Genomic DNA, 22955 nt, shown 5'->3' on the forward strand with positions numbered 1-22955 from the left:
GAGCCGAGAGTACGTCCGTCGCGCGGCGAACGGATCCCCCTCAAGACGGATGCCGCGCGGTAGCGTTCGATCGTGGATGTGTCCCGCCGCTCACTGATGCTCGGCAGCCTCGCTCTCGGCGTCTCTGCGGCGCTCGCCGCATGTACTCTGCGAGGCAGCGACCCGGGCATCCGTTCGCGAGTTCCGGATCGGCCTGCGTCGTTCCTGCGGACGTCCTGGTCAGCGGATCCGTTCGCCCTCGGTTCCTACTCGTACCTGGCCCCGAGTGACCTCGGCTCGAGCGCGCGGGAGCTTCTCGCCGCCCCCGCAGGCCGCCTCTTCTTCGCCGGTGAAGCGACCTCGACGAGCGCGCCCGCGACGACGACCGGCGCGTGGCACTCCGGCGAGCGGGCTGCCGCACAGGTGGCGGAAACGACGGGGTCGGTCATCGTCATCGGTGCGGGTCTCGCAGGACTCGCCGCAGCTCGCGCTCTCGCCGACGCCGGACGAGAGGTCACGGTGGTCGAGGGTCGCGACCGGATCGGCGGGCGCGCCCACACGGTTCCGTTCGCAGGCGGGGTCGCCGACCTCGGCGCCTCCTGGATCCATGGCTCCGCTGACAACCCGATGACCGAGCTGGCAGCGGATGCCGGGTCCGACCTGATCCCGTTCGACTACGAGAACCAGATCGGTGGTGACGAAGCGGCGCTTCAGTGGCTGGAAGCGGTGGCGGACGAGGCATCCGATGCTCCCGACCCCGAGGCGCACCCGTTGTCCGATCTGCTTCCCACCACTCTCACCGCGGGGCAGACGTGGGCGGTTGCCGTCGAAATCGCAGGGGAGTACGGAGCAGACCCCGATCGCCTCGCCATCGCAGCCCTCGACGAGGGCGAGGAGCAGCGCGGCGGTGACGCCTTGCTGAGCGACGGCTATGGCGCTCTGGTCTCCGCGGCGGCGGCCGGTCTCGACATCCGCACCGACTGGCCGGTGACCAGCGTCACGCAGGATGCCGCCGGAGTCACCGCCACCGGGGCCGACGGCCAGACCCTCACCGGCGCTGTCGCCATCGTGACGGTGCCCCTCGGCGTCCTCCAGGCCGGCGCCATCGCCTTCGACCCACCGCTTCCGGCCGAGAAGACCGCCGCGATCTCGGCCCTCGGAATGGGACTGCTCGACAAACTGTGGCTCGCGTTCGACGAGGTCTTCTGGGACCCCGACGTCGACGTCATCAACATCGTCGACCCCGAGAACCCGGGCGCATGGCCGTTCTGGGTCAACGGCTACAAGGCGTTCGGGCTGCCCGTCCTGTTGGGCTTCGCCGGTGGCGCCTCCGCGGAGCGAAACGCACAGCTCACGGATGACGAACTCGTCGCCAGCGCCATGGCCGTCCTCCGCGCCGGCAGTTCGACCTAGCCGCGCTCAGGCCGAGATCTGCACAACGACGGATGCTTCGGGCCGACGTGTCCGTCGTTGTGCGGATGCCCGTGGTTATGCGGGTCGAGGCCTCCCGGCGAGACCGCGGCGGATGAGCTTGTCGACCTCGACGACGATCGGGGGGATGAGCGCGAGCCCGATCGCGAGCCACCACTGCGCGGCATCCAGCGGTGTCGTCATGAGAAGCGCGTTCATGAAGTCGAGTTCGACCGAGAGCACCGTGAGCACGACCGGGATCCACATCCACTTCAGGGCGTTGGCGATCGGCGCAGCAAGACCCGAACCGGGGTCGCGGCGCATCGCGAATCCGGCGAGGACCGACCCGAGGCTCAGCACGACGAAGGTCATCGTGACCGGCACCGACGGCTCGGTCTGGCTCGGCTGGCCGGGGGAGAGGAGCATCGCGGCGAGAGCCACCCCGAAGATCGCGACGCCATAGAGCAGCCACTGCGCGATCGAGCGGCGGTTCGCGAGCGGAACCTTGGTGTCGCGCGGCGGCTGACTCATGAGCCCGGCGGGACTCGGGTCGAGGGTGATCACGATCACGGGGAAGAACGTGATGAAAAAGCTCAGGAACAGCACCATGAGGGGCGTGATCGGTGTGCCGTTGTTGATGTCGAGGATGCTGGACACGAGAAACAGCAGCACGAGCGAGAACAGGGTCGCCATCTGGTAGCGGACGTAGCTGACGATCTTGTCGTAGATCGTCCGGCCGAGCCGGATCGCCTCGACGAGCGTGCCGAAGTTGTCGTCGGTGAGGATCATCTTGCCGGCCTGCTTGGTCACCTCGCTGCCCGATCCCATCGCAACCCCGATATCGGCCTGCTTGAGGGCTGCGGCGTCGTTGACGGCATCCCCGGTCATCGCGACGACGTCGCCGCGCTCCTGCATGAGCCGGGCGATCCGCAGTTTGTCTTCGGGGGTGACGCGGCCGAACACGTGGAGTTCGGGCAGACGCGCCGTGAGCTCTTCGTCGCTGAGCGCTCGCAGCTCGGGCCCGCTGATCGCTCCCGGGCCGAGGCCGAGTTCGCGTCCGATCGCGGCGGCGGTCACGGCATGGTCGCCGGTGATCATGCGCACCTCGATGCCCGCCTCACCGGCGATCCGTACCGCCTCGATCGCCTCGGGTCGCAGCGGATCGATGATGCCGACGAGCGCGACGAAGGTGAAGTCCTCGGCGAGGGACATCGGGTCGGCCTTCGCTGTCGCCTCTTGCCCAGGCAGATCACGCACAGCAATCGCCAGGACCCGCAGGCCGTTGCGGCTGAGCTCGGCGTTTGCCTCCAGGATGATGTCCTTCGCGTCCGCGATGGGAACCACGCCGTCGGCGGTGACGACGTGCGAGCAGCGGTCGATGACGACATCCGGCCCGCCCTTCATCGTCGCCAGGAACGTCTCAGCGCCCTGCAGCGGCGCGTGGTGGAAGGTCACCATGAACTTGTAGGCCGAGTCGAAGGGCACCTCGGCCTCGCGCGGGTAGGCGCGGCGGCTCTCTTCGGCGTCCACGCCGAGCTTCGCGGCCAGCACGACGAGGGCGGCCTCGGTGGGGTCGCCGACCACGACGCCCGAGTCGGAGACTGTCGCGTCGGAGTTCAGGCACAGGCCGTAGGCGAGCGGCGTGAAGTCGGGAACCTCCTTGCCTGCGGCGTGCCGCAGGGCCCCGGTCTTGCGATACCCCTCGCCCTCGACGGTGAACCACTGCCCGAGCGCATAGAGCTTTGTGGCGGTCATCTGGTTGAGGGTCAGCGTGCCGGTCTTGTCGGAGTTGATGGCGGATGTCGCGCCCAGCGTCTCGACGTCGCTGAGGTTCTTCACGACAGCGCGGTGTTCGGCCAGCTGCCGGGCGCCGTATGCGAGCATCCCCTGCACGAAGGTCGGGAGGGCGGACGGGATTGCCGAGACAGCCATCGCAATTCCCACCAGCAGTACCGTCGCGATCGTCTCGCCGCGCAGGAGACCCAGGATGATCATGATCGCCACGGCACCCCACGCGACGAAGCCGAGCACCTTCGTGAGGCCGTCGAGCTCACGCTGCAGCGGCGACTTGGAGGGCGCGACAGCGGTGAGCATCGCCGCGATCTGTCCCATCTGGGTCGACATCCCGGTTCCGGTCACGACCATCGCGGCAGTGCCGCGCGTCACGGTGGTGTTCTGCCACAGCATGTTGGCGCGGTCGCCCAGGGCAACATCGTGTCCGTCGATCGTTGCGACATCCTTGTCGACGGGTGCGCTTTCTCCCGTGAGCGCCGCCTCCTGGGTCTGGAGGTTGGCCGAGCGCAGGATGCGGCCGTCGGCCGGCACGAGATCTCCCGCTTCGAGTTGCACGAGATCGCCGGGGACCACCTCCGGCGCGGGGACTTCGCGGAGGGACCCGTCGCGCACGACCTTGGCATGCGGGATCTGCAGGTTCGCAAGACCGTCCACGCTCGCCCGGGCGGCGAGTTCCTGGCGAGTCCCGAGAACCACGTTCAGCACGATGAGGGCAGCAACGATGAAGGCGACGGCGAACTGGGCGATGATCAGGCTCACCACGACGACCGCGACGAGCATGAGATTCATCGGATCCGCGAGCATCCGCAACGCGATCGTCCACGCGCTCGGCGCAGGGGGAGCGGGGATCGTGTTCGGCCCATAGCTCGCGAGGCGTCGGGCGGCTTCGGCACTGGTCAGGCCGCGCACGGCATCCGTGCCCAGATCAGACGCGACGGCGGCGGCATCCGTCGCCCACCACGTCGTCGGATCGGATGCCGGTGTTGGTCCGCTGCCTACGGATGGTGTCGCGGCATGTTCGCTCATGCGGATCCCTTCGCCGGGGCGATCCTATCGAGAGCCCTCACGCGGCGGACAGGGGTCGGCGGCACCCGCCGGCCGATACGTCTTCGGCGGATGCGGGAAGGACATGCAGGAATCTCACGGCTGCCCTCCGAGCCGGCTCATAGCTGGCGGGCGTACCGTCGATATGTGCGTCTGGCGGTACACGAATTCGGAAGCGGTGAGCGCACCGCAGCGATCGTCCACGGCATCAGTGGGTCGGGTCTGCTCTGGCAGGATTTCGCCGAGCGGCTCTCGCGCCGGCACCGGATGCGTGTGCTCGCGGTCGACCTGCGCGGACACGGTTCCAGCCCTCGCGCCGACCACTATCGCCTCCGCGATTTCTCCGACGACCTCGTCGAGACCCTGCCTTCGGAACTAGACCTGGCGATCGGGCACTCGCTGGGCGGCCGCGTCCTTGCCGACGCCGCGGCGCGACTGCAGCCCGGCCACGCCGTCTACCTCGACCCTGCGCTCGACGTGGATGCCGGCGTGGCGGGGCGACGGCTGCTCACGTACCGCATGGCGGGCCCGGTGGTGGCACGGATGCTCTCGGTCGTCGATCCGGCCGTGCCCGCGCCCCTGCGCCGTCGCCTTCGGGCGAGCACGCGTCGCTGGGATCGCCTCATGGCTGTGTCGGTGGTGCGGGAACTGGATGCTCACCGCGTTGAGCCCGCTCCGCCGCCGGTCCCGTCAACGGTTGTGAAGGCCACCAAGTCCCGGTTGCTGCGCGGTCGATACCTCGAACGCCTCACCGCTCACGGGTGGGACGTGCGCGAGTTCTTGAGCCGCCACGAGATGCAGCTGCTCAAGCCCGAGGCCCTCCTGGACGCACTCGATGACGTGCTGCGAGCGCCCTCACGAGCACTCAGCACCGTCTGATCGATACTCAGCGCCATCTGGCAAACAGGCGGGGGCCCGCCCTCAGGTCGCCGGGTCCTCGCTCTGGGTGGCCTTCTGCGCGGCTACCTGTCGCCGCACGTCATCCATGTCGAGTCCTTCGACGGCGGTGATCACCTGTTCGAGCTGCGGGGCGGCGAGCGCGCCGGGCTGTGAGAAGACGAGGATGCCGTCGCGGAAGGCCATCAGCGTCGGGATCGAGGTGATGCGGAAGCCGGCGGCGAGCTGTTGCTGAGCTTCGGTGTCGACCTTTCCGAACACGATGTCGGGGTGCGCATCCGATGCGCTCTCGAACACGGGCGCAAACATCCGGCAGGGTCCGCACCATGCGGCCCAGAAGTCCAGGAGCACGATGCCGGGCTCGGTAATGGTCTCTTCGATCGTCTCGAGGGTGATCTCGCGGGTTGCCATGATTCGTATTATACCCTAGGGGGTATACCTCATCTCGTGTGATCGGAAGGACCCCCCATGAGACGCATCCGACTGCTTCTGGCCGCGCTCGCCGCCGCCGCCCTCGCCACGAGTCTGGCGGCGTGTTCATCGTCACCCAGCCTCGAGGTTTCCTCGGATGCCGTGATCGTCGATGTGCGCACACCGGGGGAGTACGCGCAGGGCCACCTGGACGGCGCCGTGAACATCGATCTGCAGTCGGGTGCGTTCGAGCAGGAGATCTCACAGCTGCCCGCCGACGGGGAGTACATCGTCTACTGCCGCACGGGGAACCGGTCCGCGCAGGCGGTCGCGATCATGGAGGGCCTCGGCTTCGAGAACGTCACGGATGCCGGCGGCGTCGACGCGGCGTCGTCCTCGACCGGTATCCCGATCGTGACCGACTGAGCGTCAGCCGAGGCGGCCGGGACGCGGCACGAATCGGGGAACCCAGCGCACAAAGGCTGCCGCCCCGAGCAGTCCGAGCACGCCGATGGTCCCGGTCGCCAGCGGCAGGGTCGACAGTGCAGCGATCCCCGACACCAGCAGCGGCGCGATGGCCCCACCGGCATCGGTGAGCATCCGCCACGAGCCGAGGAAGGGGGCCGGGTCCGTGCGCGGCGCGACGTCGGCGCCGAGGGTGAGCAGGATGCCGCTGGAGAGGCCGTTGCCGACACCGAGCACCGCAGCGAACATCGCGAACCACATGGCCGACGAATCGAGGTCATGCGTGAACGCGAGCGCGAGGAAGCCGAGGCCCATGAGCAGCATCGCCGGGAGGGCTGCCCAAAGACGCCCGAACCGATCCATGACCTGTCCGCTCGCGTAGAACAGCGCGAAGTCGATCGCGCCCGAGATGCCGACGACCAACGCGATCGTCTGGGCATCCAGTCCTATCGAGACGCCCCACAGCGGCAAGACGACCTGTCGTGCCGAGCGGACAGCCGCCAAGGATGCTGCCGCGACGCCGAGGCGGGACAGGACGGCGCGGTACCGCCAGGCGACGACGAAGACGCTCTCGCGTCGCCCCGGTATCCGGATGCTCCCGGTGATCGCTTCCCCGGTGTCCTCGCCGTCGAGTTCGCGGTCATCTCGCTCACCGGTGGCATTCGCTGACACGGTCGCCTCGGTCGGCGCGAACTGCTGCTCGGGGTCGGGGCCGAAGACCACCAGGACCACGGTGGCGGCCAGGCACACCCCGAAGAACCAGATCGCCGCGTGCTCGTCACCGAACAGCGCAAGCAGCGCGGCGGCCACGAACGGCCCGACGAACATGCCGAGGCGGAAGGTGCCGCCCAGCAGCGACATCGCCCGCGACCGGAAGGACAGCGGAACCCGTGTCGTCATGAACGAGTGCCGGGCAAGCCCGAAAGCCGCCGCGCAGAGCCCGATGAGCAGCACGGATGCCGCGAACACCCCGAGCATCGGCGCCAGGACCATGCCCGCGACGCCGACGAGCGCGATCGCCCCGGCAACGCCCATGGTGACGCGCTCGCCGAACCGCGCCACCGCCCATCCCGCCGGCAGGTTGCCGGCGAGCTGCCCGACCACGAGCGCGGACGCGACCAGAGCCGCTCCCGCGACATCGGCGCCGAGTTGGGCCGCGATGACGGGAATGAGCGGGATCACCGCCCCCTCACCGAGCGCGAACAGCACGGTGGGCAGGTACACCATAGGCCCGAACCGCCACAGAACGTCGCGCGCGCGGATCGGTGCGGGGGGATCGACCATCAGTTCCACGTTAGTCTGGACTGTCATGCTCGAACTCGATCTGTCCGCCGACATCCAGGCCCTGCGCTCCACGTTCACCGACATCCAGTCCGTTGTCGACGTCGACGCGCTCGCCGCCGAGATCGCCCGGCTGAGCGACGAAGCGGGCGCGCCCGACCTGTGGGACGACCCCGAGAAGGCGCAGAAGGTGACGAGCGCTCTCAGTCACCGGCAGGCGGAGATGTCCCGCATCACCGCCGTCGCGCAACGCCTGGACGACCTCGAGGTGCTCGTCGAGCTCGCCAACGAGATGGAGGACGAGGAGTCGGCGGGTGAGGCGCGACGCGAGCTTGCCGAACTCGAACGAGTCATCGGCGACCTCGAGGTGCAGACCCTCCTCGACGGCGAATACGACGATAGGGCGGCCGTCGTCACGATCCGCTCGGGCGCGGGCGGCGACGATGCGACAGACTTCGCCGAGATGCTCATGCGCATGTACTTGCGCTGGGCCGAGCGACACAAGTACCCCGTGAAGGTCATGGACACCTCCTACGCCGAGGGTGCCGGCATCAAGTCGGCCACGTTCGAGATCGACGCCCCGTATGCCTACGGCACCCTTTCGGTGGAGGCCGGCACCCACCGTCTCGCCCGGATCAGCCCCTTCGGTGCGGCCGACAAACGTCAGACCTCATTCGCTGCGGTCGAGGTCATCCCGGTGATGGAAGAGGCTGTCGAGGTCGACATCCCGGAGAGCGACATCCGCGTCGATGTCTTCCGCTCGTCCGGTCCCGGCGGCCAGTCCGTCAACACGACCGACTCCGCGGTGCGCATCACGCACCTTCCCACGGGAATCGTCGTGTCGATGCAGAACGAGAAGAGTCAGATCCAGAACCGTGCCGCCGCGATGCGTGTTCTGCAGACTCGGCTCCTCCTCCTCAAGCGTGAGGAGGAAGCGGCCAAGAAGAAGGAACTCGCCGGAACCATCACCGCGAGCTGGGGCGATCAGATGCGCTCCTACTTCCTCTACGGACAGCAGCTGGTCAAGGACCTACGCACCGGATACGAGGTTGGCAACCCCGCCGTCGTGTTCGACGGCGACCTCGACGGATTCATCGCGGCCGGCATCCGGTGGCGAAAGCGCAAAGACAACGACGACTGAGTCGCGCGATACGCGAGACTGAGCGCCCTCGGGTGTCGCACCCGCCCCTGCACGGTGGCGCGCTTAGGCTCAGATCGCCATGATCCGGTTCGAGAACGTCACCAAGCGATACCGGGGCACCGCGAAACCCGCCCTCGACCAGGTGAGCTTCGAAGTGCTCCGCGGCGAGTTCGTGTTCCTCGTCGGCGCATCGGGGTCGGGTAAGTCATCGTGTCTACGCCTCATCCTGCGGGAGGATGTCGCCACCTCCGGGAACGTGCTCGTGCTCGGACGCGACCTGCGTACGCTCGCGAACCGCAAGGTTCCCTACTTCCGGCGCCACGTCGGCGCGGTCTTCCAGGACTTCCGGCTCCTTCCGAACAAGACGGTCTTCCAGAACGTCGCCTTCACGCTGCAGGTCATCGGCTCCTCGCGCGGGTTCATCAAGCAGGCAGTACCCGAGGCGCTTGCCCTGGTCGGACTCGCCGATAAGCAGAAGAGGATGCCGCATGAACTGTCGGGCGGTGAGCAGCAACGCGTCGCCATCGCGCGCGCGTTGGTCAACCGTCCCCAGGTGCTACTGGCCGACGAGCCCACGGGAAACCTCGACCCGGCGACCTCGATCGACATCATGCAATTGCTGGCGCGGATCAACGCCGGCGGCACGACGATCGTCATGGCCACGCACGAGGCCGGGTTCGTCGACCAGATGAAGCGCCGCGTCATCGAGTTGCGCGGCGGCCAGATGATGCGTGACGAGCGCCACGGCGGGTACGGCGACACCTCGGGACTGCCGCGGCTCCAGCCCGAGCAGGTGCGCGGGGCCGCGGCTGCCGCTGCCCTCACGGCGGTGCTCGAACTGCAGCGCGAGGTCGGTATCGAACCGACCGTTACGGATGCCGAGATCGCCGTGGCTGCCGCTCTCGACGTCGCCGACGATCCGTCGACAGCGCCGGTCGCGTCACCGCTCGCGGAGGTCCGCCCCGCTCCTGTGGATCCGGACGTGCCCGCTCCAGCCGTCGGCGAGGTTCCATCGGCCGCCGACGATCGCGGATCATCCACCGATGCCCCCTCGACGGAGGCGAAGCCTGCGCCTCGACCGGCCACGCAACCGGTGCCGGTCATCGACATTCCGGAGGTCGAGGTCGAAGAGCTCGGGCTCGCCGAACGCCTGGGATTGAATGCGCAGCAGCGCGACGACGAAGTCGGACCCACCTCATGAGGGTCGGGCTCGTCCTCGGGGAGGCCTTCAGCGGTCTGCGACGCAATGCGTCGATGGTGATCTCGGTTGTCCTCGTGACCTTCGTGTCGCTGACCTTCGTCGGTGCCGCGATGCTCATGCAGCTGCAGATCGGCACGATGCGTGCGTTCTGGGCCGATCGTGCGCAGGTGCAGATCTACATGTGCAGCTCGCTGTCGCAGGTGGCCAGCTGCGCGGGCGGGGTCGCGACCCAGGAGCAGATCGACGCGGTTCGGGCTGAACTCGATTCGGACTCTCTCTCGCCGCTGATCAGCGACCTGCAGTACGACAGCGCCGAGCAGGTCTACGAGGACGCGCTGAGTCTTCTCGGTGATGAGTACGACGGCATCCTCACCGAGGACCAGTTCGGCGCGAGGTTCCGCATCACTCTCGCAGATCCGAGCAAGTCGGCCGTTATCTCGGAGGCCTTCGCGGGTGCCGACGGTATCGAAGAAGTCAACGATCAGCTGCAATACCTTGAGCCGCTGTTCTCGGCGCTGACGGTCGCAACCTACGTGGCGGTGGGGGTCGCAGGCCTCATGTTGATCGCTGCGGTTCTGCTGATCTCGACCACCATCCGTCTGTCGGCCTACGCGCGTCGACGGGAACTGGGGATCATGCGGCTGGTCGGAGCATCTAACCGGTTCATCCAGACCCCGTTCATCCTCGAGGGTGTCTTCGCCGCGCTCATCGGCTCGGTGCTGGCAAGTCTCGCGGTCGTCGCGGGTGTGCAGTTCGGGGTGCAGGAATATCTGCGCTCCCGCATCACGTTCGTGGCGACCTGGGTCGACACCGCTGATGTGATCCTCGTGATCCCGGTCCTCATCGGCATCGGGATCGTGCTTGCTGCACTGTCCGCGGGCTTCGCCATCCGTCGCTGGCTCCGGGCCTGAGCCCCGAGCCGGAAGTCGCGAGCGAGGGAGCAGGCGAGATGGCGCAGGGGCGGAGGGCGGCGCGGCCGGTTCGATCGGCGCCGGTGTGGGGTGCGGCGGGCGTCATTCTCGGACTCGGCCCCCTCGTCCTCTTCGCAATCGCGGCACTGGCCCAGCTCGGCGGCCCGCTCATCTCGGTGGCCGTGTTCGGACTCCCCGTTGTCGCCAGCACCGTGCTGGCCGTCCTCGTCATCCGTCGCCTCCTGCGCGCTGGGCACATCGGGTGGGGGTACTCGGTGGCCGCCGTCACGATCTTCGCGGGCGTGATCGGGTACGTGCTCTGGATCTTCCTCGCCCTCCTTGCCGTTCAGTTCGGCAATGCGCCGACCTGAACGCCCGCGCGGCGGTTGATAGACTGGTGGGCTGCTACCGGGAAGGAGGAGTCATGCCACGTGAACGCGGAGAGAAGGTCATCGCGACCAACCGTCGCGCGCGCCACGACTACTCCATCGAGAAGACGTACGAGGCAGGCCTCGTGCTCACCGGCACCGAGGTGAAGTCGCTGCGCCAGGGGCGCGCGAATCTCACGGACGGCTACGCATACATCGACGCGGGCGAAGCGTTTCTCGACGCCGTCCACATCCCCGAGTATTCGCAGGGGCACTGGACCAACCACGCCGCCAAGCGGGTGCGCAAGCTGCTGCTGCACAAGGACGAGATCATCAAGCTCAGCCACGCCGTCTCGGCGGGCGGCTACACGCTCATCCCGATGAAGCTCTACTTCTCGGACGGGCGCGCCAAGGTCGAGATCGCCGTGGCCAAGGGTAAGGCGGAGTACGACAAGCGTCAGACACTGCGGGAACGGCAGGACAAGCGGGAGGCTGAGCGCGCGATGCGCACCCGCAACCGCCTGGGCGAGTGAGCCGCGGCCCGTCAGCGGGCGCTGAACCGTGCCTCGACAGCGGCGCTGACCACGATGTCGGCCGGCTGCAGCTCGAGTGAGCTCGCCGAGTCCATCGGGCTCGCAGCCATCATCATCCGGGGCGAGGGTCCGGATGCAGGGGTGGCGGCGCCACCGCCGAGGAGGCCCACGTCAGCGACCTCGACAGCCGTAACCTCCGCGAGCCCGAGCGCGGCGGCGTAGGCGGTCGCGCGGGTCATCGCGACACGGACCGCTTGGGCTGCGACATCCGCCTCGACGGCTGTGCGGGTCGCGTCGGTCAGCATCCACTGCACGCCGTCGACGTGGATCGCGTCGAGTTCGGCGACCTCGCCGAGCCATCCCGAGAGCGCATCGAGGTCGGCGAAGGTCGCTGAGACATCCAGCGCGGCGTGGTGCGCGAGCGGCAGCTGCTTGCCCTCGGCGTTCCACGGGCGCTCGGAGCGGACGGTCAGGCGGCCGGTGGACCACTCGCGAATATCTCCCGCGTCCTGGCGGGCGGTAAGAGCAGCACGCAGGATGCCTGCGGCATCCGTCGCTCTTCCCATGACGTCGGCGCGCTCCTCACCCTCGGTCCGGATCGTGAGCCTCGCCACGGCCTCTTCGGGAGCGACCCGGGTCTGGTGTTCGCCACGGACGGTGATGATGACATCGCGCATGAGTGCGACTCTACGTCGTGCAACTGAGCACCGGGAATGCGCAGGATGCGGCATCCGTTGTATCCTGTAACGCTCGGGTGCTCTTGCATCCTGAACCTTCGTAACTCCACAGTGTGACAGCGGCCCCTCACGTGAGGGAACAGCCTCAGCAGAGGCACATGGGGATGATCGGTTTCGACATCGTCTGCGAATTCGCGAGAAGCGGGCCGAGGATGCGGGGTTATCTCGTAAACGCCCCCTGCAAACAAATAACTGCCAATAAGAAGCAGTCTGACTTCGCCCTCGCTGCCTGAGCAGCGAGCCCGAGTCCGTTAGCCCGTAGGCGATCCCGCTACGGTTCCTAGCGTCATCTAAGGGATCTTGCTGCGTGACGGCGCCTGGACGTCACGCGGGACTCCTCCCAGGCTGGGCTTGTCGACTTAGGTGTCTGTGACAAAGGTCGGAGCCGAGCAGAACGCTTTCACAGAATGCGCCCGGAGAAGGCGCGATGACCCAGCGATGGACGGGGGTTCGATTCCCCCCATCTCCACCACGGCACACAGAAGATGGATGCCGACGCCGCTGTCACACTGTCGGAGTGAGCCTCCTCGATCCGCGTGTTTGCGCTTGTCGAGGAGGCTCTTCGTTTTCGCGCGCGTGCGAGGATGCTGCTATGCCCGGCTCCCCGCTCATCTCGGCCCACGAACTCCACGATCTGCTCGAGGCCGGAAGCAGCATCCGTCTTCTCGACGTGCGATACCGCCTCGACAAGCCCGACGGCCGTGACGACTACCGGGCGGGGCACCTCCCGGGTGCGGTGTACGTCGACATGGACACCGAGCTTGCGACGCATGGTGCGCCGTCCCAGGGGCGGCACCCGCTCCCGTCGCGCGAGACGCTGCAGGATGCCGCCCGCCGCTGGGGGTTGCACGCGGGAGAGACGGTGGTCGTCTACGACGACTACCGTTCTATCTCGGCGGCGCGGGCCTGGTGGCTGCTGCGCGGCGCCGGGATGAGCGACATCCGTGTTCTCGACGGCGGCCTGTCGGCGTGGCGGGCGGCAGGACTTCCGCTCGAGACGGGCGACGTCTCACCTGAACCGGGATCGATCGAGCTCGATGACCTGGATGAGGGCATCTCGATCGACGAGGCTTCCGCATGGCCGCAGCACGGAGTGCTGCTCGACGCGCGTGCGCCGGAGCGCTATCGCGGAGAGTCCGAGCCGTTCGATCCCGTCGCTGGGCACATCCCGGGCGCGGTGAACCTGCCCGCCGATGCCGTGCTCGACGGAGAGAGTTTCGCGTCGCCGGCGGCGATTCGCGCAGCGTTCGAGAGTGCCGGAGTGAGCGACCTCACACCGGTCGCTGCGTATTGCGGCTCGGGTCTGACGGCGGCGCACACGGCGCTTGCGGGGGTTGCGGCGGGCCTGGACGTGGCTGTCTATCCCGGATCGTGGAGCCAGTGGTCCAACACACCGGATCGCCCGGTCGCAACGGGCGCCGAGCCGGGGGTCCCCGAGTCCTGACGCTCCGTTACGCGCGGAACCACGCGGCGCGGAAGCGCTGCTCGAAGTTTTTCCATACTGCTGCATCCAAATCGCCTCCTCCCCAGGAATCACTAGTCAGTGGGACAACAACGACCCACCTGACCCTGGAGGAACGATGCGCAAGACACTTCTCGCCGGCGCAACGGCCGGCGCTCTACTCGCTTTCGGTGCCGTCACCCCGGCCTTCGCGATCTCGGACACCAGTGCCGACCTGTCGGTGTTGCACGGCATCCCCGACACGCCTGTCGACGTCTACGTGAACGGGGAGCTCACGATCGACGACTTCCAGCCCGGTGACCTCGCCGGTCCCCTTGACCTTCCTGCGGGCGACTACGAGGTAGCGCTGACGGCGCCGGATGCTGCTGATGCGTCGAGCCCCGTGCTCGGCCCGATCACGCTGACGCTGGACGCGAACACCAGCTACACCGCCGTCGCGCACCTGACCGAGACCGGTGACCCCACCGCGACGCTGTTCACCAACGACATCAGCGAGACCGCCGCCGGCGAAGGCCGACTGACGGTGCGTCACGTCGCGGCCGCTCCGGCCGTCGACATCCTCGCCGGCGACACCGCCGTGGTTGAAGGACTTGCCAACCCCGACGAGGCGACGCTCGACCTGGCAGCAGGCACGGTGTCAGCATCCGTCGTGGCGGCAGGAACGACCAGCCCGGCGCTGCTCGGACCCGCCGACGTCACGATCGCTGACGGTCAGCTGACGATCGTGTACGCCTGGGGAAGCCTCGATGACGACAACCTCGCCCTCGCCGTGCAGACCATCGACGGCCTGCACTCCGCACCCGGCGGCGTGAACTCTGGAACCGGCGGACAGCTGGCCCAGCAGGACGCCATGATGCAGGGCGGTCTGCTCATCGGCGGGCTCGTCGCCGCTGCGGTTCTCGCGGGCGGTGGCGTGCTGATCGCTCGTTCGGTCGCCCGCCGCTGATGCTCACCTCAGCGCGAGTGCGCACCGCCGCGGCTAGCACCGCTGCCGTCGTCGCCTTGTCGCTGCTCTCTGGCTGCGCCCTCATCCCCTCCGGGGTGGGGGCGCAGCCTCCGGCTCCGCCGAGTCCGAGCGCGACAGCCCCGGCTCCTCCGCGGCCGGCGGTCGATGTGCCGGTCGTCTCGGCGGCGCCGCAGGCGGTTGCGCTGACACCGCAGCCGCAGTCGTTGACGGTTCCGGATGTCTCGGTATCCGTTCCTGTCGTTCCGGTCGGCGTCCTGGCAGACGGGTTCATGGAGATCCCCGAGGACCCTGCGGTCGCCGGGTGGTACCGGTTTGGCCCGGCACCGGCATCCGAGGAAGGAAACACCGTGATCGCAGCTCACGTCGATTCTGCGACCTACGGCATCGGTCCGTTCAGCAGGCTCCGCGACCTCGGTGTCGGAGCAGCCGTCACTGTCGCAGACGAGTCGGGCCGGGAATGGGCGTACCGCGTCGAGTCGGTTACCGAGTACGTCAAGAGTGAGCTCCCTGACCACCTTTTCGCACGGGATGGAGAGCGTACGCTGGTGCTCATCACCTGCGGCGGACCGTTCGATTCCACGCTCGGCCACTACCGAGACAACATTGTCGTCGTCGCTCGTCCGGCAGATGCCGCGGCGCGGTGATTGCCATGAGGCAGGAGGTCTCTCCGGTGCAGGACGAGGAACACCTCGAACTGAGCGACCGTTTCCGGGCCGGTGACGAGCGGGCGCTCGCGCACATGTACGAGCGCTGGTCTGCGGTCGTTTACACGATCGCGCTGCGCTCCCTGGGTGATCGCCTCGACGCCGAGGACGTCACCCAGAAGACGTTCGTGTCGGCGTGGCGGTCCCGGGACACGTTCGACCCGTCCCGGTCGATGCTCTCGACCTGGCTTGTATCGATTGCCCGTCGTCGCATCGCCGATGCCCACGAAGCCCGTTCACGCGCCGCTCGTCTGCAGCAGGAGTTGGAGAGAGTGGCTGGACCGGATGTCGCCAGCGCGGATGTCGACCTCGGCGATTCACTACTGTTGGCCGAAGAAATCGACCTTCTCGAACCCGATGCGAAGGCCGTCGTGAAGCTCGCCTTCTACGATGACCTCACGCATCAGCAGATCTCCGAGCGGCTCGGGATGCCGCTGGGAACAGTCAAGAGCCATATCCGGCGGAGTCTGTCGAGACTTCGCGACCGACTGGAGGTGAGCTATGTCGCATCTTGACCCCGACATCCTCCCTCTCGTCGCCTTGGGGGAGCAGGAACTCACCGCGGCGGACCGCGCGCATCTCGACGAGTGCCCGCAGTGCTCCGCGGAGGTCGATGCGCTGCGCCGCACCGCGGCGATCGGCCGCTCGACGATCGTCATCGACGCCCTCGAATCGCCGCCCCCGCGGGTGTGGGACTCCATCGTCGACGAACTCGGCCTGAGCATCGAGGGGGAACCCGTGGCGAACACGGCAGCCGGCACGTCGACGGGCTCATCGGGTTCCGACACGGCGGTCGCGGCCTCGGATGCAGCATCCGAAGCGGATGCTCTCACGATCGAGGCGGCGCCGGCGCACCCCCGGCGCGAGCGCGCGGTCCAAATGCACGGTCGTGGCGCGCAGCGCCGGCCCGGCGGATGGACCCGTGGCCTGTGGGCGCTGGCGGCCACAGTGGCGCTGGTGCTTGTCGTCGGAGGAGTGTGGTCACTGGCTTCACTGCCGCAAACCACACCGATCGCGTCGGCGGAGCTGCTGGCTTTCCCCGACCATCCCGGAGCGCACGGCGAAGCGATTGTTGAGGAGACCGGTCCCGAGCGCAGCGTCGTCGTCACCCTCGATGCAGCGCCGATCCCCGGAACCTTCCGCGAAGTGTGGCTGATCTCGGCCGATGCCACCCAGATTCTCAGTCTCGGCGTCCTCGACAGCCAGACTGCGACGTTCCCGATACCCGACGACGTCGACCTCGACGAGTTCGTCCTGGTCGATATCTCGGCAGAACCCGAAGGCGGTCCACCGGAACACTCCGGCGATTCCATCGTGCGGGGCGAGCTGCAGCGCATCTAGCGGCACGGCCGTCCCGCGCCGCGTCAGCTCCAGAGGGTCTTGATCGGGATGTCGTGACCCACGATCCGCTCGGCGGCGCGGTGGCCCGAGAGCATCGCCGCAGGAACCGTCGCGGGATCGTCGGTCCACGTCGCCTCGCCCGCCAGGTGCAGCACGCCGCCGATCGGTGTCGCGAGGTCGTCGTGGTCGGCCGTCGTCGAACCGAGCGTCATGTAGGCGTACGACCCGCGCGCGAACGGATCATCGTGCCACGACGTGATCGCGACGGTCGTGGGTTCGACGACGCGATCACCATAGAGCCGGCGCAGCTGGGTGAGGATGTCGGCCACGACGCGCTCGGCATCCCACTCCGCAGTCTCACGTGCCGTCGGTCCGGCGGCGAAGGTCAGCAGGGTCGGCGTGCCGTGCAGCGCGGTCAGGTCGTACCACGAGTGCCAGGCCCGGCTCTCGGGGCCCTGCTGACGGATGGCGTACACGCCCTCGTCCCAGAACTTCGTCGGGAAGCGCAGGAACACCTTCTCGAACGCGTTCATCGTCAGGCGCGACAGTGCGCCAGCGACGGGCTCGGGAAGCGGGGGGTGGATGACGAACTCATCCGAGCGCAAGACACCGACCGGCACCGTGACAACGGCGGTGGCGCCGCTGAACGTGCCCCGGTCGGTCGAGACGACGACCCCGTCATCCGACCACTCGACCCGCGTGACGATGTGCTCGAGGCGGATGTCGAGCCCTTCGGTAAGTCGCGCGGCGAGCACGTCGTAGCCGTCCGGAAAGACGACCTCATCACCGTCGATCGCGTCATCGTCGAGGCCGTGCGCGGCGAGGTCCTCGATCCAGGCGCCGTACTGCTCCTCAGCCCGGTGCTCGAGGTACTCGCGCACCCGCTGGGTCCGCTCAGCGTCCCATCCCTGGTCCGCCAACGCCTGTTCGGTGACATCGCGGTACGACGCGTCGGGCGCGGATGCCGCGATCACGGCCACCAGCGCCGCATCGACGGCGTGGACGTCGTCCGCGAAAGCGTGGGCCTCGGCATCCGAGAGCCGCAGGCCGTCCGGGCCGTAGTAGGCGATCGCTCGGCTGTCGGGTTGGTAGCCACCGACCGTGAACTCCACCGTCCGCATCCCGAACGCTTCGGCTGCCGCCGCGACGGGGCTGTCGGTGACGCCGTGGATCCAGGATGCGCCGAGATCGGTCACCTCACCGTCGGTGCGATCGGTCTGCACCCGTCCACCGACGCGGTCCCGGGCCTCGAGGATGACGACGTCGCGGCCCGCCGCAGCGAGAAGTCGCGCGGCGGTCAGCCCCGCGATCCCGGCGCCGATGACGACGGTGTCAAAGCGTTCCATGCCCCGATTCTGCACTGTCCGGGTGCGCCCGGGCACCAGGATGTCAGGGGCGGCGCCCCAGCAGGGCATCCACCGCCGCGGTCACAAACGTCGCGGCAGCCCCGATCGCCAGCGCCACACCCGCCGCGACAGGGGAGAGCGAGCCGCCCTCGAACGGCGGAAGCACGAACATCACGAGGGACGCGACGGTCAGCATCCCGCCGAGAATCACGGTCGAGACTCGGCGGATGACGCCCGTGACGACCCGGCGATCCCGGTCGTCGGCGAACAGGCGGATCTTCACGGTGAGCTTGCCATCGGCCAGGTCGCCGACGATCGTCTCGAGTCGATCGGGAAGCCGCCGCAGGCGCGGGAATGCGCCCAGCGCGGAACGTCCGAGCGCCCCGGCAAGTGCCCGCGGCCGCAACTGCGACAGGATGAGCGCCTGCGCCGCGTCGCGGGACTCGCCGATGACATCCATCGTCGGTGCGGCGGTGCGGAGGGTCCCCTCGAGGATCGCGAAAGCACGGCCGGCGGCGACCAGATCGGCGGGCAGCGCGCTGCCGTAGCGGATGAACAGGTCGCTGGCGTTGTCGATCGTGCCGAGTGTGATGCGGGAACCGCTGCCGAGGTCGTGGGTGACGAACTCGGCGAGGGCACGTCGGAATCCGGGTTCGTCGGCGGGGTTTGCCAGGGGCATGATCGCCAGAGCGGCATCCGCGACCCGGCGGGTGTCGCCCTGCAGGAACGCGATCGCGAGATCCTGGACCGTCTGCCGCAGGTCGCGGTCGAGCCGGCCCACCGAGCCGAAGTCGATGAGCGCCGGCGCACCCTCGGGGTCGATGATGATGTTCCCGGGGTGCAGATCGGCGTGGAAGACGCCGTCGATCACCAGCTGACGCAGGAAGCTGCGCAGGACCGTGCGCAGGGCATCCTCGATCTCGTCGGTCTGCCCCTCGCGCCGCAGAGCGGTGATCGTCTCGCCGTCGATGAATTCCATCGTGAGGACGCGGTCGGTGGACAGATCGGGGAAGATCCGCGGGATGCGCACCTCGTCGCGCGCGGACCGTGCCGACTGAGCGAGGCTCTCGAGGTTGCTCGCCTCGCGCGCGAAATCGGCCTGGTTGCGCAGGTCCTGCGCGTACTGCTTCGCGATATCGAGCGCACCGAACTGGCGGGCCTGCGCGATCCGACGGGTTGCCCAGCCGGCAAGACGCAGCATGATGTCGATGTCGCAATCGAGCAGGGCACGGATGCCGGGGCGCTGCACTTTCACGGCGACGACGGTGCCGTCATCCAGGGTTGCCCGGTGCACCTGGGCGATGGATGCCGCCGCCAGCGGCTCCACGTCGAAGCTGGCGAACCTGCCGCGACGCTCGCCGAGCTCGCGTTCGAGGAGCTCTTCGATCTGCGTGGGGGGAGCGGGGTTCACTTCCTTCTGTAGACGCGAGAGCTCGCGAACCCACTCGGTCGGCAGGATGTCGTCGCGGGTGGAGAGGAGCTGCCCGGCCTTGATGAAGCCGCCGCCTGCCTCTTCGAGCGCTTCGCGCAGGCCGCGTGCTTGGCGTGCGCGAACGTCGGCGGTTGCGGGGTCGTAGCTGAAATCGAGCTTGCGGAGCGGGAGGAGTCCGTGACGCCTGGCCAGGCCCCAGATCTGCCGGAACCGGGCGCGACGCTGCCGCCAGGTCAGGGGCTTCTCGCCCGCCGCTGCGGCAGCGAGGTCAGAGAAACGGGGTGGCGCGAACAGCGACGAACTCACGTTCTGATTCTTCCGTGTCTTGCGGCGCCCCGGGTCATCCGGGTTACGGTGGGGCCATGACCGATACGCAGACGCAGGTCGGGGTGCGTCGGAATCGGGCCTGGAACTCGCCAACAACGATCCTCCTGCTCGGTGTCCTGCTCGTCCCGGGACTCTTGGGCATTGCCGCGAACTCGTGGAGCGAACCGCATGCCGCTGATTTCGTGCGGATGGCGTTCGCGACCGTGATCGGCGCGACCGTTGCGATCGGGACTGTCGTCGGGCTCTGGGTCTTCTTCCTGCGGCGCCGCAGCCCCTACTTGTTCTGGTACACGCTGGGCGCCGTTTTTGCGGTCGCGATGCAGGTCAGCTTCATCTTCGGTGCCGCCGAGACGCTTCTGTACAGATTGGCGCTGTCATGACGGATGCCGACACCCAGGCATCCGTTACCGGCTAGGTCAGGCCCGATCGCGGCGCGGTGTCGCGAACCAGGACGCGAGAACAACAACGCCGACGAGCCCGAAGACCAGCCACGTCAGGGCGGCGCCGACCCAGCCGGTGACGAAGAATCCGAACACGAGCGCTGCGAACCACAGCAGTGCGGCCAGTGCCAACGTCATGAGGGTGAGCAGGACGCCGCGCAGCGGTGCCTGTGCGAACAAGCCGAAGCCCCACGCGGTGCGCTGCGGAACTCCGAAGACGGCAGGCAGCATGATGGCCGCGACTGCGAGTGTCGGGATCACGAGCCACGCAGCGACCAGAGCGCTTGCTGATACGGCGACCGTGAGCAGCAGCACCGCGAGCCATTCGCCCCAGGTCGGCCATCGTCTGCTCCCTGCAAGCGCCGAGCGGAGCGCCGCAGCAATCAGCGCGACGCTGGCCACGACTCCGGCGAGCGAAGCGAGCACGAGCAGCACGAAGACGACCGATGCCGCGGGCGTCGCGAAGGGAACCACGAGCAGCGCCTGCAGCACGGTGTTCAGCAGGGCGATAGGCACCCACATCCGCCAGGTGCGACCGAGCAGACCCCACGCGCTCACAGCTCACCTCGCACAGCGTCATCCAGGATGTCCCAGTACTTCCCGTCATAGATCGTGTCGCTGCCCACGGTCACGGTCACCGTGTCGGTGGCATCGGCCGGGGAGGTAACGGTGATCACCTCGCCGTCTGCCGTCTCACCGGTGCACGACACCGCCTCGCCCGACTGCTCACACACCGGTGCGACGAGCACGTCGATGTTCTTCGCGAGCAGGATGTCGATCGCGGCGTACCGGATCTCTGTCATGTGATTTCCACCGACCGGTGCCAGGGCCTCGACCTGCGAGCATCCGGCCACTGCCATCATGCTCGCCGCGAGCACGGATGCCGTGATCAGTCGCCGCCTCACAGTCCACGCTCCGTCTCGTAGGCGAGGATCCTCGCAGCCTCGGTCATGTGCTGCTTCTCGAGCGCGGCATCCGTAATGCGAGACAGATCGAACGGGGCCTTCAGCAGGAGTTCCGTATTGCGATCCAGCGGCGAGCCGCGACGCATCATCGGACTTTCTGCCCAGTCGTTCGCGGCGAACTCGCGGGAACGTGACGCGAGGTCGGCGACGCTGCCGCTCGATCCGGGCACGGCCGGTGAGGCGTGATCGAGCACCGTCGTGAACAGCGAAAGGGTGCCGTCGCGGTTGTCGACGATCTCGACCACCTGCTGCTGCTGGGGGAAGTCGATGCACGACGCGGTCGTGATCTCCCAGAAGCCGCGCTCGCCGTCTGCGTGCGCGAGGATCTGATTCAGATGCGTGTGCCCGTTGAGCCACCCGATCACGACGGGGTACTTCAGCAGCATCGCCACGAATTCCTCGGCGCCATAGAGCTTCTGCGGATCATCGAACCGCTGCGCCTTGTTTTCGAGGGTGAGGCTGTTGTGGTGGCTGAAGATGAGCACGAGCTTGTTCTCGGCCTGGGCCTGCTGCAGTTGCGCTTCCAGCCACCGGAACTGCACCTCGGGAACGCCGCCGTCGGGCCCCGCGACCTGATTGCAGGTGTCGAGGCCGAAGCCTCGGACGTTGGGCGAAAGGTCGGCTGACCACCAGGTCTCTCCGGAGTCCAGATTGTGCTGGGTGAAGCCGTGGCCCACGGGGCCTGGCGTCGGCTGGGTGTTGAAGTGCTCGGCCATGAACTCGCGCTGCTCGAACAGGTAACGCTCGGCGCTCGCCGCGACCTCCTTGAAGCCCGGCCGACCCCACTCGAGCCCGAGGGCGTCGACCGCCTGTTGCAGGATGCCGGTGGCAGCCGCCCACCCGCCGAGCGCCGTTCCCGCCGTGCCCTCGAGCGTGTACGACTTCTGGGCGCCGATCGCCAGAGCGTGAAGCTGCGGGCTGAGATTGAAGGTGCCGAGCAGCAGTGTGTCGTGGTTGCCGTACACGGCGTACCAGGGGGCGGGCAGGCCCACAGAGTCGACGGGCTTCGCGATGGCCTGCGAGAGCAGCTCCGGAAGCTGCGGGAACCCGTAGTCGCCGAAGGCTCCGCCGCTCGGGTCACCAGGTCGGTACGCCCAGGTGGCTTCCGCCCACGCTTGCACACCCTGATACGTCGAACTCGCGTAGGCAGGGTCGACGCTCAGGCCATCCATCAGATCGATGTACCAGCGCAGCTCCATGTGGGAGTGCATGTCGGCCGAGTCGCCGGTGACGATCGCCGCGCTCATCGGCGCGCCGGTGAGCGGGCTGTACCGGGCATCCGAGAACGCCTGCACCATCGCCGCGGTCGCATGCGGACTCAAGGGGTCTTGCGGGTGGAACGCGGAACCCCACGCCGAGTGGTCCTGCACGATCATCGGTTCGATGCGCCCGGGCGACTGTGCGTCGATGACGTGCAGATCCGAGAGGTGTCCGAGATACAGCAGCGAGCGGCGGGCACCGGCGCGGGTGCTCGAGGGTGTCGCACGCAGGATGTCGAGTCGGGGGAGGTAGGGCTCGCCCGGTCCGGTGGTCAAACCGCGGTACGAGCCCTTCACGACCCCGCCCTGCAGGATCGTCTGCTGGAGCGTCGTCGGGATGCTCGCCGCCGTCTGTGCCGTCGACTGCGCGCGGGCGGCGAGGCTACGGCCGAGGAGGTCGACGTTCATGCCGGTGGCGGCCGCGAGCGCGGCGACGCCAGCGAGGAAGTGGCGGCGAGACAGTCCGGGCATCGATGCCGTCCGTTCGGGTCAGGCGACAATGACTCTGACTGTATCGGACCGGACGGGCGAGCAGGATGG

At 68.1% G+C, this 22955-nt stretch carries 23 protein-coding genes and 1 other RNA gene; 15 read left to right on the forward strand and 9 right to left on the reverse strand.

Annotated elements, in window-relative coordinates; genetic code table 11:
* The first annotated feature begins 72 nt into the window (after positions 1–72).
* A complete protein-coding gene (locus ACSGC5_RS08620) occupies positions 73–1392 on the forward strand; it encodes an FAD-dependent oxidoreductase (protein ID WP_434970231.1) in 1320 nt (439 codons plus the stop codon).
* Between the two features lie 75 nt (positions 1393–1467).
* Here ACSGC5_RS08620 and ACSGC5_RS08625 read toward each other — a convergent pair whose 3' ends face one another.
* Positions 1468–4209: a cation-translocating P-type ATPase gene (locus ACSGC5_RS08625; protein ID WP_434970232.1), complete on the reverse strand. Its 2742-nt coding sequence runs from the start codon at positions 4207–4209 to the stop codon at positions 1468–1470.
* A gap of 165 nt (positions 4210–4374) precedes the next feature.
* On the opposite strand from ACSGC5_RS08625, the gene ACSGC5_RS08630 reads away from it, so the two are divergent.
* Positions 4375–5106, forward strand: a complete 732-nt coding sequence (locus ACSGC5_RS08630; RefSeq protein WP_434970233.1) for an alpha/beta fold hydrolase — start codon at positions 4375–4377, stop codon at positions 5104–5106.
* A gap of 42 nt (positions 5107–5148) precedes the next feature.
* Here ACSGC5_RS08630 and ACSGC5_RS08635 read toward each other — a convergent pair whose 3' ends face one another.
* A complete protein-coding gene (locus ACSGC5_RS08635) occupies positions 5149–5535 on the reverse strand; it encodes a thioredoxin family protein (RefSeq protein WP_434970234.1) in 387 nt (128 codons plus the stop codon).
* A gap of 57 nt (positions 5536–5592) precedes the next feature.
* Between ACSGC5_RS08635 and ACSGC5_RS08640 the strand changes: the two genes are divergently transcribed.
* Positions 5593–5961 (forward strand): rhodanese-like domain-containing protein, encoded by a 369-nt coding sequence (locus ACSGC5_RS08640; protein ID WP_434970235.1) that lies wholly within the window; start codon positions 5593–5595, stop codon positions 5959–5961.
* A 3-nt stretch (positions 5962–5964) separates the two neighbouring features.
* Here ACSGC5_RS08640 and ACSGC5_RS08645 read toward each other — a convergent pair whose 3' ends face one another.
* On the reverse strand, positions 5965–7284 hold the full coding sequence (locus ACSGC5_RS08645; RefSeq protein WP_434970315.1) for an MFS transporter: 1320 nt from the start codon (positions 7282–7284) through the stop codon (positions 5965–5967).
* A gap of 25 nt (positions 7285–7309) precedes the next feature.
* Between ACSGC5_RS08645 and prfB the strand changes: the two genes are divergently transcribed.
* The 5 genes from prfB (at position 7310) to smpB (ending at position 11435) form a co-directional block, all read left to right on the forward strand.
* Positions 7310–8422, forward strand: a complete 1113-nt coding sequence (gene prfB, locus ACSGC5_RS08650; RefSeq protein ID WP_434970236.1) for a peptide chain release factor 2 — start codon at positions 7310–7312, stop codon at positions 8420–8422.
* Between the two features lie 79 nt (positions 8423–8501).
* Positions 8502–9623, forward strand: a complete 1122-nt coding sequence (gene ftsE, locus ACSGC5_RS08655) for a cell division ATP-binding protein FtsE (protein WP_434970237.1) — start codon at positions 8502–8504, stop codon at positions 9621–9623.
* Positions 9620–10534, forward strand: coding sequence for a permease-like cell division protein FtsX (gene ftsX, locus ACSGC5_RS08660; RefSeq protein WP_434970238.1), 915 nt, complete (start codon positions 9620–9622; stop codon positions 10532–10534). Before ftsE ends, ftsX begins: the two co-directional genes overlap by 4 nt.
* Before the next feature lie 38 nt (positions 10535–10572).
* Positions 10573–10905 (forward strand): hypothetical protein, encoded by a 333-nt coding sequence (locus ACSGC5_RS08665; protein WP_434970239.1) that lies wholly within the window; start codon positions 10573–10575, stop codon positions 10903–10905.
* A gap of 53 nt (positions 10906–10958) precedes the next feature.
* Entirely contained in the window at positions 10959–11435 is a 477-nt protein-coding gene (smpB, locus tag ACSGC5_RS08670) for an SsrA-binding protein SmpB (protein ID WP_434970240.1), read from the forward strand.
* Between the two features lie 11 nt (positions 11436–11446).
* Here smpB and ACSGC5_RS08675 read toward each other — a convergent pair whose 3' ends face one another.
* Complete coding sequence (locus ACSGC5_RS08675; protein WP_434970241.1) at positions 11447–12112, reverse strand: SIMPL domain-containing protein; 666 nt, start codon at positions 12110–12112, stop codon at positions 11447–11449.
* Between the two features lie 160 nt (positions 12113–12272).
* Between ACSGC5_RS08675 and ssrA the strand changes: the two genes are divergently transcribed.
* The 6 genes from ssrA (at position 12273) to ACSGC5_RS08705 (ending at position 16646) form a co-directional block, all read left to right on the forward strand.
* Positions 12273–12644, forward strand: a transfer-messenger RNA (tmRNA) gene (gene ssrA / locus ACSGC5_RS08680).
* A 120-nt stretch (positions 12645–12764) separates the two neighbouring features.
* Positions 12765–13616 (forward strand): sulfurtransferase, encoded by an 852-nt coding sequence (locus ACSGC5_RS08685; protein ID WP_434970242.1) that lies wholly within the window; start codon positions 12765–12767, stop codon positions 13614–13616.
* A gap of 136 nt (positions 13617–13752) precedes the next feature.
* Positions 13753–14580, forward strand: a complete 828-nt coding sequence (locus tag ACSGC5_RS08690; RefSeq protein WP_434970243.1) for a DUF4397 domain-containing protein — start codon at positions 13753–13755, stop codon at positions 14578–14580.
* Entirely contained in the window at positions 14580–15245 is a 666-nt protein-coding gene (locus ACSGC5_RS08695) for a class F sortase (RefSeq protein ID WP_434970244.1), read from the forward strand. The genes ACSGC5_RS08690 and ACSGC5_RS08695 overlap by 1 nt, the downstream gene beginning before the upstream one ends.
* Positions 15246–15250: 5 nt before the next feature.
* Positions 15251–15820, forward strand: coding sequence for an RNA polymerase sigma factor (locus ACSGC5_RS08700; protein ID WP_434970245.1), 570 nt, complete (start codon positions 15251–15253; stop codon positions 15818–15820).
* Positions 15807–16646 (forward strand): anti-sigma factor domain-containing protein, encoded by an 840-nt coding sequence (locus ACSGC5_RS08705; protein ID WP_434970246.1) that lies wholly within the window; start codon positions 15807–15809, stop codon positions 16644–16646. The genes ACSGC5_RS08700 and ACSGC5_RS08705 overlap by 14 nt, the downstream gene beginning before the upstream one ends.
* 23 nt (positions 16647–16669) lie before the next feature.
* Here the strand turns inward: ACSGC5_RS08705 and ACSGC5_RS08710 are convergent, their stop codons facing one another.
* Both ACSGC5_RS08710 and ACSGC5_RS08715 read right to left on the reverse strand, forming a co-directional pair.
* Positions 16670–17992 carry a flavin monoamine oxidase family protein gene (locus tag ACSGC5_RS08710; protein ID WP_434970247.1) on the reverse strand — a complete coding sequence of 441 codons (1323 nt, stop codon included), beginning with the start codon at positions 17990–17992 and terminating at the stop codon, positions 16670–16672.
* Between the two features lie 43 nt (positions 17993–18035).
* Positions 18036–19730 (reverse strand): ABC1 kinase family protein, encoded by a 1695-nt coding sequence (locus ACSGC5_RS08715; protein ID WP_434970248.1) that lies wholly within the window; start codon positions 19728–19730, stop codon positions 18036–18038.
* Between the two features lie 56 nt (positions 19731–19786).
* On the opposite strand from ACSGC5_RS08715, the gene ACSGC5_RS08720 reads away from it, so the two are divergent.
* The gene (locus ACSGC5_RS08720; RefSeq protein ID WP_434970249.1) at positions 19787–20131 is read left to right on the forward strand and encodes a hypothetical protein; all 345 of its coding nucleotides are present in this window, start codon (positions 19787–19789) and stop codon (positions 20129–20131) included.
* A gap of 36 nt (positions 20132–20167) precedes the next feature.
* Here the strand turns inward: ACSGC5_RS08720 and ACSGC5_RS08725 are convergent, their stop codons facing one another.
* From ACSGC5_RS08725 to ACSGC5_RS08735, 3 genes are read right to left on the reverse strand one after another with little or no spacing between them, the layout of a single operon-like run.
* Positions 20168–20749: a hypothetical protein gene (locus ACSGC5_RS08725; RefSeq protein ID WP_434970250.1), complete on the reverse strand. Its 582-nt coding sequence runs from the start codon at positions 20747–20749 to the stop codon at positions 20168–20170.
* Positions 20746–21096 carry a hypothetical protein gene (locus ACSGC5_RS08730; protein WP_434970251.1) on the reverse strand — a complete coding sequence of 117 codons (351 nt, stop codon included), beginning with the start codon at positions 21094–21096 and terminating at the stop codon, positions 20746–20748. Before ACSGC5_RS08730 ends, ACSGC5_RS08725 begins: the two co-directional genes overlap by 4 nt.
* Positions 21093–22886 carry a TIGR03767 family metallophosphoesterase gene (locus ACSGC5_RS08735; protein WP_434970252.1) on the reverse strand — a complete coding sequence of 598 codons (1794 nt, stop codon included), beginning with the start codon at positions 22884–22886 and terminating at the stop codon, positions 21093–21095. Before ACSGC5_RS08735 ends, ACSGC5_RS08730 begins: the two co-directional genes overlap by 4 nt.
* Positions 22887–22955 lie beyond the last annotated feature (69 nt).

Source organism: Microbacterium sp. bgisy207, assembly GCF_965345035.1.
In the GTDB taxonomy this organism is placed as follows: domain Bacteria; phylum Actinomycetota; class Actinomycetes; order Actinomycetales; family Microbacteriaceae; genus Microbacterium.